Here is a 12,265-nt window from a genome sequence, read left to right as displayed (position 1 = left end):
CTTGAAGGTCAATTCTTGAATGACAGGCAGGTGATGTTTGTCCGTTGCCAATTCACTATTCTGTGCAATTTGTTTGCACTGCGATATGTGTCTGGCTATGACATCCCTTCAAAATGACCAGGAAACGCCAAATTGCGCGCGAGCGCCGGGCGTTCTGCGGAGAAAAAGATGATGCGCGATATCCTCGCCAATTCGATGAAAGAGGCCCTGAAGGCCAAGGACACACGCCGCACATCGACCGTGCGACTGATCCAGGCTGCGATCAAGGATCGTGATATCGCCAATCGCGGCAGCGGCAAGGATGCCGTCAGCGATGACGAGATCATGCAAATCCTGATGAAGATGATCAAGCAGCGTGACGAGTCGGCGCGGATCTATGCCGCGAACGAGCGTCCGGAACTGGCCGCGCAAGAGCTCGAGGAAATCGAGATCATCAAGTCCTTCATGCCGGAACAATTGTCGGAAGAGAAGGTGCGCGAGCTTTGCGCCGCCGTGATCTCCGAAACCGGTGCGCAGGGGCTGCGCGACATGGGCAAGTGTATCAATGCCCTGAAGGAGCGCTATCCCGGTCAGATGGATTTCGGCAAGGCCTCTGGAGTCGTCAAGGACCTCCTGAAGTAAAGCCTGGCCCTCAGCTAGAGCGAACTGTCGACGCCGCCTCCGGGCGGCGTCTTTCGTTTCTGGACGGCTTGGCTGCATATAGGTGGGCGCTGTGTATAGCGGGCATGGCTTGCGAAAGCCGTGGCGCCGCCCGCGCTCCGCGCCTATATGGAATGAGAGATTTCCAAGGATACCCATGCGCTTTTCCAATGACTTCCTCGATGAAATTCGAGACCGCGTGCCGATCTCGGCCGTGGTGGGCCGACGTGTCACCTGGGATCGCAAGAAGACGAATGTGTCGCGGCAGGACTATTGGGCCTGTTGCCCCTTCCATGGCGAAAAAAGCCCGAGTTTTCACTGCGAGGACCGCAAGGGGCGTTACCATTGCTTCGGCTGCGGCGTCTCCGGCGATCATTTCCGCTTTCTGACCGATCTTGAAGGTCTGAGCTTCGTCGAGGCGGTGCAGCAGGTGGCCGATATGGCGGGCATTTCGATGCCGCAGCCTGATCCTCAGGCGGAGCGACGCGAGCGCGAGCGCACCACCCTGCAGGACGTCATGGAAATGGCGACCCAGTTTTTCCAGGACCAGCTGCAGACCGCCAGTGGCGCCAGGGCGCGGGCTTACCTTCGCGAGCGCGGGCTGACCGGGCGGACGATTGAAACGTTCCGGCTCGGCTACGCACCGGAAAGCCGCAATGCTTTGAAGGAGTATCTGGCGGGCAAGGGCATACCGAAGGAGCAGATCGAGGCCTGTGGTCTCGTTGTGCATGGGTCTGATATCCCGGTGTCCTATGATCGTTTTCGCGACCGTATCATGTTTCCGATTCTGTCGTCGCGCGACAAGGTGATCGCCTTTGGTGGTCGCGCTATGGCCGCGGATGCGATGGCGAAGTATCTGAACTCCAACGAGACGGAGCTCTTCCACAAGGGCAATGTGCTCTACAATTTTTCCCGTGCACGCCGGGCGCTGCAGGGCGCGGGTGGGGCCGAGACGCTGATTGCGGTCGAAGGCTACATGGACGTGATCGCACTTTATCAGGCCGGCATCGAAAATGCGGTTGCACCGCTTGGCACGGCGTTGACCGAAAACCAGCTGCAGTTGATGTGGAAGACCACGCCGGTGCCGGTACTGTGTTTCGATGGTGATGGTGCCGGGCAGCGGGCCGCCTTCCGAGCCGTCGAGCTTGCCCTGCCGCATATCAAGCCTGGCCAATCGCTGCGATTTGCCATGTTGCCGGATGGCAAGGATCCCGACGATCTCGTCAAGCATGACGGGCGAGCGCCCTTTGACCGGGTGATGATGGAGGCCAAGCCGCTTGCCGAGATGGTCTGGATCCGTGAGGTTTCGTCTGCCTCCATCGATACGCCGGAAAAGCGGGCCGAGATCGAGGCGCGACTGAAGCAGGTTGTGCAGGTCATCGCCGACGAAAATGTGCGCAGGCACTATCAGCAAGATATTCGCGACAGGCTCTATGCGCTGTTCCAGAGTGCCCAGCCGGGACGAGGTGAACGGGGCGGTTACCAGGGCGGGGCGAGGGCCGGGGGCTCGGGAGGCGGGGGCGGCCAGCAGGGCCGCTTCGGCGGTCGGCCGCAGGGACCGATCGCGGCTGGCCGCGGTGCCGTGTCCGACCGGCTCGCCCGTTCTGGTCTCGTCAGAGGGCGACAGGAGCATCCGTCGCTTAGGGAAAGTGTGCTCGCGCTGACCATCGTCAACCATCCGCAATTGCTGGAGCAGGAATATGACGAGATCGCCGCGATCGACTATGACAATCCCGGCCTGCAGAAGCTCTGGTCGGCACTTCTGACCGCCGTTGGCGAACTTGGTGCCACACTTGGTCGGGAGCAGTTGATTGCGAAACTCGATGCCGCCGGACATGGGGAGCTCCTGAGGGCGCTCGATCAGCAGATCCGCAATGCAAGACTTTGGATCGCGACGGAAATTGCTGCCGCCGAGGATGCGCGCGAGGGATATGGGCAGGCGCTTGCTCTCTACAAGCGCGCCCGCGCGCTCAAGCGGCAGCGCATGGAACTGGAGCGCGAGGTCGCTGACGCGACGGAGGCGGATGATGCAGAGCGGATCGAACAGCTGATCAGCGCGTTGCACGAGGTGCAGCTCGAAGTGGTTCGGATGGAAAATCAGGAGGCGATCATCGACGGCTTCGGTGTCATGTCGGGACGGGTGAGAGGCCCGGCGACCGGAAGTCATTGAGCGTCGGCTGGCATGCCGAGGCAAAAAGCCGGCGAATCGTAAAAGAGGGCTTGTCTGTGCTCACAGTGCACCTACATGAGCTTGAGCCGTAGAGATGGCGCTCGAATCGAACATTGTTTGTTGATTTCATGCCTTTTCAAGCGGAAAAGCTTGACGCCAACAAAAATTGTGGGAATCACCAGATCAAGCGCACAATGTCGAATTGGGTTCGGGCAAATCTCTGGTATGTTGACCGGTTATGCGGACAGTCAAACGTTCGGAGACGAGACCGCATTGTCCTTGGTTAATCAGGAATTAAGCAACACTCCGTTAGGTCACTGACAGCTATCCGCCCGGGCGCGTGGTCCGCCTCCCCTTCGCCCGGCGGCATAGATCGTGAGCAGACGTCAGGGAAAGCGACAAGATACATGGCATCGAAAGTCAAAGAAAACGAAGAAGCCGAAGGCGAACGCGACGGTGCCACGGACGGTCCGCTTCTCGATCTTTCCGATGACGCAGTCAAAAAGATGATCAAAGCCGCCAAGAAGCGCGGCTATGTCACTATGGATGAGCTGAATTCGGTTCTGCCGTCAGAGGAAGTCACCTCCGAGCAGATCGAAGATACCATGTCCATGCTGTCCGACATGGGTATCAACGTCATTGAAGACGAGGATGCCGAAGAGACCGCGCCTGCGGAAGACGACAGCGACGACGACACCGAGAGCGAGGGCGGCGAACTTGCGCCTGCCGCAGGCACAGCTGTCGCCACCGCCAAGAAGAAAGAACCGACCGACCGTACGGACGACCCGGTGCGCATGTATCTGCGCGAAATGGGTTCCGTCGAGCTTCTGTCGCGCGAAGGCGAAATCGCCATTGCAAAGCGCATCGAGGCCGGCCGCGAGACGATGATCTCCGGTCTCTGTGAGAGCCCGCTGACCTTCCAGGCGCTGATCATCTGGCGTGACGAACTGAACGAAGGCACGACGCTGCTTCGCGAGATCATCGATCTCGAAACCACCTATTCCGGCCCAGAGGCCAAGGCTGCGCCGCAGTTCCAGTCTCCTGAAAAGATCGAGGCTGACCGTAAGGCTGCCGAGGAGAAGGAAAAGGAACGTGCAAAGCGCCGTCCTCAGGCTGCTGCCGGCGACGATGACGATATCACCGCCATGGGCGGCGACGGCATGCCGCCGGAAGAAGAGGAAGAGGACGAGGACGAGAGCAATCTGTCGCTCGCCGCCATGGAAGCGGAACTGCGTCCGCAGGTCATGGAGACGCTCGACGTCATCGCCGATACCTACAAGAAGCTGCGCAAGCTGCAGGACCAGCAGGTAGAGGCGCGTCTCGCCTGTGCCGGCACGCTGTCGACCGGCCAGGAGCGTCGCTACAAGGAGCTGAAGGATCAGCTGATCACGGCGGTCAAGTCGCTGTCGCTCAACCAGAACCGTATCGACAGCCTTGTCGAGCAGCTCTACGACATTTCAAAGCGCCTGATGCAGAACGAGGGCCGCCTGCTGCGTCTCGCCGAAAGCTATGGCGTTAAGCGTGACAGCTTCCTCGAGCAGTACTCCGGCACCGAACTTGATCCGAACTGGATGAAGTCGATCGCCAATCTTTCCGCCCGTGGCTGGAAGGATTTCGCCCGCGAGGAAAGCCAGACGATCCGCGATATCCGCGGCGAGATCCAGAACCTCGCGACTGAAACCGGGATTTCGATCACCGAATTCCGTCGCATCGTCTCGATGGTGCAAAAGGGTGAGCGCGAAGCGCGTATCGCCAAGAAGGAAATGGTCGAAGCGAACCTGCGTCTCGTCATCTCCATCGCCAAGAAGTACACGAACCGTGGTCTGCAGTTCCTCGACCTCATTCAGGAAGGCAATATCGGCCTGATGAAGGCGGTCGATAAGTTCGAATATCGCCGTGGTTACAAGTTCTCGACCTATGCGACCTGGTGGATCCGTCAGGCGATCACCCGTTCGATCGCCGACCAGGCCCGCACGATCCGTATTCCGGTGCACATGATCGAAACGATCAACAAGATCGTTCGTACGTCGCGCCAGATGCTGCACGAAATTGGTCGCGAGCCGACGCCGGAAGAGCTGGCCGAAAAGCTTGCCATGCCGCTCGAAAAGGTCCGCAAGGTCCTGAAGATTGCCAAGGAGCCGATCTCGCTCGAAACCCCCGTGGGCGACGAAGAGGATAGCCACCTCGGCGACTTCATCGAAGACAAGAATGCGCTTCTGCCGATCGACGCCGCCATCCAGGCGAACCTGCGCGAAACGACGACGCGTGTTCTCGCCTCGCTCACGCCGCGTGAAGAGCGCGTTCTGCGCATGCGCTTCGGTATCGGCATGAACACCGACCACACGCTCGAAGAAGTCGGTCAGCAGTTCTCGGTTACCCGCGAACGTATCCGTCAGATCGAGGCGAAGGCGCTGCGCAAGCTGAAGCATCCGAGCCGCTCGCGCAAGCTGCGTTCGTTCCTGGATAGCTAAGGCTGGCTGCAAGTCTATGACGCTTTGAAGACCCGGCGGGCGTGATCCTGCCGGGTCTTTCCTTTTGGGTACGTTGCGTAGCCCTTCCGGTTGCATTCGTTGCGCGAGGGCTGCAATCGAGCGTTTTTTACTGGAAGATTGGAGGAAGCCCTCGATCCTGCCCGTATTCCGGCCTACATGCGCTGCATGCAGAATGGTGCGGCAGAACTGAAGACGAGACGCGAGACGCCTTTGGCGGCCTTGGCAGGTAAGTCGCGAGGGGGCGTGATCCTTGTTGCGTCCATCCTGCTTCATCTGCTGCTTCTGGCGCCATTGCTTGTGTTTCTAACGCCGCCGCCGCCGCAATCGGAGCCTGTCGAAAGCGTATCGGTCGAGCTTGTACCGCCGCCTGAGTCAGCGCCCGAGCCGGAAGCGGAACCGCAGGAGCAAGCACAGGCAGAACCGCCACCTGCGCCCCAAACCGCCCCCGAACCTCCGCCGGTTGAAGAGCCTCAAGCCGAGCCGGTGCCGCCAGCTGCGGAGCAGCCCGTTGATGAGCCGCCTGCCGAAGAGCCGGCCGCCGAAGAGCCAGAGGCGCCCGCTGAGGCAGAACCGGATCTTCCAGCAGGCGCTGCCGCGCCCATTCCCGTGTTGCGGCCAGTCGTACAGTTCGGTGAGGAGGATCGCGGTAGCGATCTATCCCGTGAGGGTGCAGTGGACGGTGATCCGGATGGGGACGTGGCCGCGACCGACGAGACGGCCGAGCCGGATGCGTCCGCTGAAGAGGCTGAGGCCGACGATGAGCCGGGCAATGCCGTGCCCGAACTTGCGCTGCCGGAGGCAGAGGCCGCAGGCAATGGTGCCCAGGATGCACCGGTCGAGACCCTCTCTCCGCGTGGCGAACCGATCTCCGTGTCTGCGGAAGAGGTGAAGCAAGCCTCGCTAAAGCCGCGCGCGGTCCGACGGCTGTTTTCGACGGCTATCTCCGACGATGCGATGGCGATGACCGCGATGGGCATGATGTCTCGCCAGGAACGTGGCGACGAGCTGTGTGGCGCCGAACTCAGTCAGCAGCTCCGTCATGGCCGCCCCGCTTATGAACCCTATTTCCTGCCGCGCCTACGGATCGGCGAGGGTACAGTCGCCGATGTGCCGCTTACGGGTTTTCGAGATACCAATGGTCAGTGGTTCAACATCGCGGTCCGATGCGAGGTGGATGCCGATGCCACACGGGTCATCGATTTTTCGCTCTCCATTGGCGCACCCGTCCCGCGCGCGGAATGGCAGGCACGCGGTTTTCCCGCTCGTTAGGCTTGTTCAGCGGATCAGGCTGAAGCCGATTGTGGCCATGACGATCCCGATCACCAGGTCCAGCAAGCGCCAGGCGATCGGCCGGGCAAAGAGCGGGGCAAGCAGGCGCGCACCATAGCCGAGACTGAAGAAGAACAGGAAAGAGGCGGTCATGGCGCCCAGGGCAAAGGCTGTTTCGTGTCCCGCATGTCGTGTCGAGATCGAGCCGAGCAAGACGACTGTGTCGAGATAGACATGCGGATTGAGCCAGGTTAGCGCGAGGCAAGTGGTGAGGGCTGCCGTGCGTGAAGGGCGCGCGGTGCTATCCGGAGACAAGGCGTTGCCGCCTTTCCAGGCCGACCAGAGGCTTCTCAGCGAATAGGCAAAGAGAAAAGCAGCGCCACCATACCGCATCACGGGTTCCAGCCAGATGATCGACGTAAGCACGGTGGCAAAGCCCGCAACCCCAAGCGCGATCAGTATGGCGTCCGACAGCGCGCAGGTCAGCACGAGGGGAAAGACATGCTCCCGGCGAAGGCCTTGCCGCAAGATGAAGGCATTTTGCGCACCGATGGCGACGATCAGGCTCAAGCCGAGAAGAAAACCCGACGTCAGGGCTGCATGCATGGAAACCTCCTGATTGACGGAGTTTGACTAGCCGGACAGCGATGATTAGGAAAATTAATTGTGATCATTCTGAATTAGAGATTCTAATGTTTGAGCCCTCTCATCTCGCAGCATTGTCGGCCGTCCTGCGCAATGGCAGTTTTGAACGGGCAGCACAGGAGCTCGGGCTGACACAGTCTGCTGTCTCCCAGCGAATGCGGGCGCTGGAAGAGCAGGTGGGGGCGCCGCTTGTCATTCGGGCGCAGCCCTGCCGGGCTACGGAAGCTGGCCAACGGATGTTCCGACATGCGGAGGAAATGCGCCTGCTGGAGCAGGAGGTGCGCCGGGATCTTGGTCTGATCGAGCCGCCGGCCTCAGGAACGTCCGCCTGGCCAACGCTTCGGCTCGCCGTTAATGCCGATAGCCTGGCGACTTGGTTCATCCCGGCCATGGCCGCCATTCCGGAGATGCTCTTCGACCTGGTGCTGGATGACCAGGACCACAGCGCGGACTGGCTGAAGCGGGGCGAGGTGCGGGCAGCGATCAGCAGTTCGCCAGATCCCGTGCAAGGCTGTGACTGCCGTCCGCTCGGAGCCCTGCGCTATCTGGCGACCGCAAGTCCGGCCTTCAAAGCGCGCTGGTTCGGTCACGATGGGGTCTCGGCTACAACGCTCGCCATGGCGCCGGTGTTGACCTTCAATGCCAAGGACCGGCTGCAGCGTCAGTGGGCTGAGATGGCGGTGGGCGCGCCCGTGTCCGGCCCGTCGCATTGGCTGCCGTCGAGCACTGCCTTCGTTGAGGCGGCGGTTGCGGGGCTTGGCTGGGGGATGAACTCGGAGGTGCTGGCGAAGGCTGCAATCACTGACGGACGCCTTGTCCCGTTGATGGCGGATAAGCCGTTTGATGTGCCGCTGTACTGGCATGTCAGCCGTTCGGTTGAACGCCTGCTGCAACCCGTGACGCGATCAGTCATAGTGGCCGCAAGATCGGTGCTTCATCCGCTGAGCTGAAGCCATCTTGCCCGCTTCCGGCTAAAGCCTATCTAGTCTTCAAAGCAGAGGTGGAACACGATGTCGGTGAACGATCAGGCGCTTGCCGTTTTGCATGCGCTCAACGCGCGCAATTTCGAGGGCTTGATGGCGGGCTTCGACGATGAGGCTATCCTCGATCTGCCGGACGGAATTCGCGTGGTCGGCAGTGCCTCATTGCGCGATACGCTGTCGGCCTATGTGCTACGGCACGACATGTCACTGGAGGATTTTGTCGTCATGACCGACGAGGCCGGTTTTCGCGTGGGCATTGAATGCACGCTGAAGGGGCGGAACCATCGAACAGTCGACGCACCCGCCGGAAACGACAGCGCCTATTCGCTCGCGGCCGTCGTCGTCCTGGAGCGCGGTGAAGAGCGGTTCAGCCGCCTCAGCCTGTTTACAGCGTCATTGCCCTGATCAAACCTTGCCGAGATAGATTTCGAGCGTCTCGACGATCATGGCATGGTCCTCCTCGGATTTCAGCCCGGAGACGGTGATCGCGGCGATCACGCCTGTGCCTGCAACCCTGACAGGGAAGCTTCCACCGTGATCAGCGTATTCGAGGGGATCGATCCCATGTTCCGCAGAGAGGCTTCGGCCCTTGACCCGGTTGGTTTCGCCAACCCGGAGCGAAGCCTTGTGATAGCGCAGCGTGACATTGCTCTTGCGGCGGGCCCAGTGGTCGTTATCGGGCGAGGCACCGGAAAGTGCCACGTGGAAGAGGGTGCGGTCGGCGGTCCGGATGTCGATGACAACGGGTGCCGTGTCTATGCGGGCGCGTTCAACCAGGGCGCAGCCGATCTCGAAGGCTGTCTGTTCGTCGAAGCGATCGAAGACCAGACGCTCCTCCTGCTTTTCGATGGTTTCGATCAGTGACATGGCAATTCCTTTCCTCGCTCAGTACAAGACTACAGCCGCAGCCGAGACCCGCCTAGGGTGCAGAATCGTTTCTCCCAATCTTCGAAAGTCAGCATCATGACCATTGAACGGATCATCATCCAAACGCGGGGACCTGGCCTCTATGAGTTTACCGATGAGGCGCAGGACTTGTTGAGCGCGCATGGCTCGGGCGAGGGGGTGATGACGGTTTTTGTTCGGCATACATCTTGCTCCCTGCTGATTCAGGAGAATGCCGATCCATCTGTGCGGCAGGATCTGCAAGCCTTTTTCCGGCGTCTCGTGCCGCCGAGCAGCGATCCCACGATGGACTATATCCGTCATCGGGACGAGGGGCCTGATGACATGCCGGCGCATATCAAGGCGGCTCTGTTGCCGGTGTCCCTCAGCATCCCCCATCAGGGCGGGCGCCTGCTTCTCGGCACATGGCAAGGGCTTTACCTGTTCGAGCACCGTGATCACCCGCATCGGCGCGAAATCCTCCTCCATTTCTGACGCTGCCATCATCATGAATGCCGGCTGAATACTGGATTCGGACTGCGTTCAGGCGCTCGGAACTAATCTCTCCTCAATCGCCGAGACGTGCGGGACATCAACGGAGGCCGATCGGCCTCGATCCGAGGAGAGACAACAATGACTGGCATCTTGCGCAAATTCGGCCTCGCAGCACTGGTATCCATCATGGCCTTTGGCGGCGTCGCTTCCACTGCATCGGCCGATAGCATCGGCTGGGGTGTGACCATCGGCGGCCCCGGCTACGGTATCGAGATTCGCGACGGTTACCGGGACGGCTACCGCGGTGGTGGCTGGCACGACGACCGTCGTGATGACCGCCGACACGGTTGGGGACGTCCTGACCGTCGTGGCGAGTGCCGTCCGCATCACGCCATGGAAAAGGCTCGCTGGAACGGCATGCGCCGCGCCTTCGTGGCCGACGTAACGCCCCGCCGCGTCGTCATCGCCGGCATCCGTCATGGTGATCGCGACCGGATGGTGTTCGCCAATGTCCGCGGTTGCCCTGTCATCCGCTACTGATTGTCACTACGGCGCGCCGAGTTGCGCGACGTCGAACAGAGTTTGCAAAGGCCTAGCGGTCGCCGGAAACGGCGGCCGCTTTTCTGTGATGTACCGTAGGCTTCCTATGGGCAGGACCTGTCCCGACGCTGCGGCTTTCTCAAAACTTGGAACTCCGTATCACCTGATACAGACCAGCCGAAGACGCGTTGCTAGCTGTCGAGGGGCGGTGCCGGAATTGTCCGGTTCCCGTCGCGTTTACATCCGCAACACTCCAAGCTCCGGGTTTTTCAGAAAGGACTTTTCGTCGTGATTGCAGAAGAAAATGGCTCTTCGATCTATTTCAGCCTGATGCAGGCAGGAGGTGTCAATCAGGTTTTCGGTGGGAGCATGCATGAGGTGGTCCAGGGCCTCAAGGCCCTGCCGGACAATCAGGGCGGTGTCTATAGCATCTGGATGTCGACGACCAATGACCTCAACAAGTTCATTCCCGTCTATCTTGGATACACCTCTCGCAACTTTCGGGTGAGAATGCAGGAGCACTGCCAAAAGGGGGCGATCCATCTGATGTACAGCAATCCGATTGCCAAGCCGGCCGGCGGGATCGGGATTGTCTATCTGAATGTCGATTGGGCGTCCGCACGTGCGGTGGAAGCTGTTCTGCTCGAAGGATTCGATTTCGCCTACAATACCGCCGACAACGGCACGATCAGACATCTGACGATGGGAGGCTGGTCTGAGGCGGACCTCCAGGAGGATCCGGAAATGCCGACGGAGGCGGGGCAGATCGAGACGTTCAACAATATCGTGGGGTCATTTGAAACACTAAGCCAGGCGACCCAAGGCCTCTATCAGCACTTCGCATCGCTCAAACATTAGGTGGGATGGCTATGGGTGCTGATGGACCTCGGCGCGTCCCCCTTCCTGGTCTTTGCACATCCGGTCCGTCACGGGTCAGCAGGTGCGCCGATCTCCTGGTACAGGTCCGCTTTTTCGGTTTTGATGGCCGAGAGGATCGCATCCATACCAACGGCAAAGTTTCCCGGTTCCAGGCGCATCGGGCTGACGCCCAGATGATGCAGGCCGACAAGCTCAGCCTCTGCGGAAAAGACCGGGCCACCCGAGCTGCCGTTTTCCGTGGTGCAGTTGTGGGTGAACTCTGTCGCCTGATTGGGGTCCAGCGTGCCCTGATTGCGGGGCGCCGTCCATGTGCCAATGCCGGGTTTCAACACTGAGCATTCACGGGTCACAGATTTCGGAGCGCAGGCGGGATGGTGCAGGACCAGTACCTTCTCGCCGGCTGTCACGGCCCTTGTTGTCAAACGCGGGGATGTGAGCGAACGGACCAAGCTCGGTCCGTCGGCCAGTGGCGATAGCCTCAGGATGGCGACGTCCAAATCCTTGTCGGCGAACTCGACAGCACGGCAAGCATATTCCCGACCCTCATCGTCGCCATCCCAGGACAAGTCGACAATCGCCTGATGGCACCTCTCGGATTGCCAGTAGGCTTCGTCGACCATGCGCGGGGCGGCACCACAATGCCAGTTGGTCATGAACAGATCCGCTGTCAGCCGGACACCGCTGCAACACCAGTTGGCATGCGTGCCGTCGGCTCTTGGGCCGGAACCGATGAACATGCCAAGATTGTCGGACAAGGACTGCATCGCGGCTTTTTCTTCACGGCTACTGAAACCAAGGGCTGTCACGAGTTCATCGCGGCTGCCCTGCATTGGCGAGTAGAAAGTCTTGGCGGACTGGGAGGGCATGTAGAGCCCGTCGATCACTTCGGCCCGGACAGCTCCGGAGGCGGTGGAGAACTGCACGACCGGCAGCCTTGAGGTTAGTCTGCGGGTCCAGCAGCCGGCCTCGCTTTCGCAATTTGTCTGGCTCTGGTCGAATGCGGTCAGGATCTGACCGACGGGTGAGCGCACCGCGATGGCCCATTCCTCATGATCCGGATTGGTGACCCTGATCCGCAGCCGATAGTAGCGGGGCGCGTCCCCCGGCACGGTGCCGTCGATTTCGACACGCTGCCGCGTCTTGGTGAGCGTTGCATCGCGCGGCTTGAAGGCGATGCCGAATTCGGTCACCAGCGCCTCTTCCTGTGCCGCAACGGGGGTTAGAGTGAGCGCGAGGATTACCGACGCGATAGCTGTCTTCCTCATGAG

The 12,265-nt window shown here is 60.6% G+C and carries 12 protein-coding genes; 9 read left to right on the top strand and 3 right to left on the bottom strand.

Annotation, left to right across the window (positions count from 1 at the left end; genetic code table 11):
* The first annotated feature begins 171 nt into the window (after positions 1 to 171).
* From IP76_RS07740 to IP76_RS23600, 4 genes are all read left to right on the top strand, one after another.
* A complete protein-coding gene (locus tag IP76_RS07740; RefSeq protein WP_156318520.1) occupies positions 172 to 621 on the top strand; it encodes a GatB/YqeY domain-containing protein in 450 nt (149 codons plus the stop codon).
* 175 nt (positions 622 to 796) lie between these two features.
* Entirely contained in the window at positions 797 to 2,809 is a 2,013-nt protein-coding gene (gene dnaG, locus IP76_RS07735; RefSeq protein ID WP_054157638.1) for a DNA primase, read from the top strand.
* Between the two features lie 407 nt (positions 2,810 to 3,216).
* Positions 3,217 to 5,280, top strand: a complete 2,064-nt coding sequence (rpoD, locus tag IP76_RS07730) for an RNA polymerase sigma factor RpoD (protein ID WP_054157637.1) — start codon at positions 3,217 to 3,219, stop codon at positions 5,278 to 5,280.
* A 138-nt stretch (positions 5,281 to 5,418) separates the two neighbouring features.
* On the top strand, positions 5,419 to 6,570 hold the full coding sequence (locus IP76_RS23600) for a DUF930 domain-containing protein (RefSeq protein WP_054157636.1): 1,152 nt from the start codon (positions 5,419 to 5,421) through the stop codon (positions 6,568 to 6,570).
* Between the two features lie 6 nt (positions 6,571 to 6,576).
* On the opposite strand, the gene IP76_RS07720 is transcribed toward IP76_RS23600, so the two are convergent.
* The gene (locus tag IP76_RS07720) at positions 6,577 to 7,176 is read right to left on the bottom strand and encodes a LysE/ArgO family amino acid transporter (RefSeq protein WP_054157635.1); all 600 of its coding nucleotides are present in this window, start codon (positions 7,174 to 7,176) and stop codon (positions 6,577 to 6,579) included.
* An 86-nt stretch (positions 7,177 to 7,262) separates the two neighbouring features.
* Between IP76_RS07720 and IP76_RS07715 the strand changes: the two genes are divergently transcribed.
* Together IP76_RS07715 and IP76_RS07710 are read left to right on the top strand one after the other, a co-directional pair.
* Positions 7,263 to 8,165, top strand: a complete 903-nt coding sequence (locus IP76_RS07715; RefSeq protein ID WP_054157634.1) for a LysR family transcriptional regulator ArgP — start codon at positions 7,263 to 7,265, stop codon at positions 8,163 to 8,165.
* A gap of 60 nt (positions 8,166 to 8,225) precedes the next feature.
* Positions 8,226 to 8,603 carry a hypothetical protein gene (locus tag IP76_RS07710; protein WP_054157633.1) on the top strand — a complete coding sequence of 126 codons (378 nt, stop codon included), beginning with the start codon at positions 8,226 to 8,228 and terminating at the stop codon, positions 8,601 to 8,603.
* On the opposite strand, the gene IP76_RS07705 is transcribed toward IP76_RS07710, so the two are convergent.
* On the bottom strand, positions 8,604 to 9,065 hold the full coding sequence (locus IP76_RS07705) for a heme-degrading domain-containing protein (RefSeq protein ID WP_054157632.1): 462 nt from the start codon (positions 9,063 to 9,065) through the stop codon (positions 8,604 to 8,606). It lies immediately after the preceding gene.
* A 96-nt stretch (positions 9,066 to 9,161) separates the two neighbouring features.
* Here IP76_RS07705 and IP76_RS07700 point away from each other — a divergent pair, with 96 nt between their 5' ends.
* The 3 genes from IP76_RS07700 (at position 9,162) to IP76_RS07690 (ending at position 10,976) form a co-directional block, all read left to right on the top strand.
* On the top strand, positions 9,162 to 9,578 hold the full coding sequence (locus IP76_RS07700; protein ID WP_054157631.1) for a secondary thiamine-phosphate synthase enzyme YjbQ: 417 nt from the start codon (positions 9,162 to 9,164) through the stop codon (positions 9,576 to 9,578).
* A 138-nt stretch (positions 9,579 to 9,716) separates the two neighbouring features.
* Positions 9,717 to 10,118 carry a hypothetical protein gene (locus IP76_RS07695; RefSeq protein ID WP_082352455.1) on the top strand — a complete coding sequence of 134 codons (402 nt, stop codon included), beginning with the start codon at positions 9,717 to 9,719 and terminating at the stop codon, positions 10,116 to 10,118.
* A gap of 288 nt (positions 10,119 to 10,406) precedes the next feature.
* On the top strand, positions 10,407 to 10,976 hold the full coding sequence (locus IP76_RS07690) for a hypothetical protein (protein ID WP_054157630.1): 570 nt from the start codon (positions 10,407 to 10,409) through the stop codon (positions 10,974 to 10,976).
* Positions 10,977 to 11,044: 68 nt separating this feature from the next.
* On the opposite strand, the gene IP76_RS07685 is transcribed toward IP76_RS07690, so the two are convergent.
* Entirely contained in the window at positions 11,045 to 12,262 is a 1,218-nt protein-coding gene (locus tag IP76_RS07685; protein WP_082352454.1) for a serine protease, read from the bottom strand.
* Positions 12,263 to 12,265 lie beyond the last annotated feature (3 nt).

Source organism: Rhizobium sp. AAP43 (genome assembly GCF_001296045.1).
Taxonomy (GTDB): domain Bacteria; phylum Pseudomonadota; class Alphaproteobacteria; order Rhizobiales; family Rhizobiaceae; genus Allorhizobium.
This window is presented reverse-complemented; position numbering and strand designations above follow the sequence as displayed.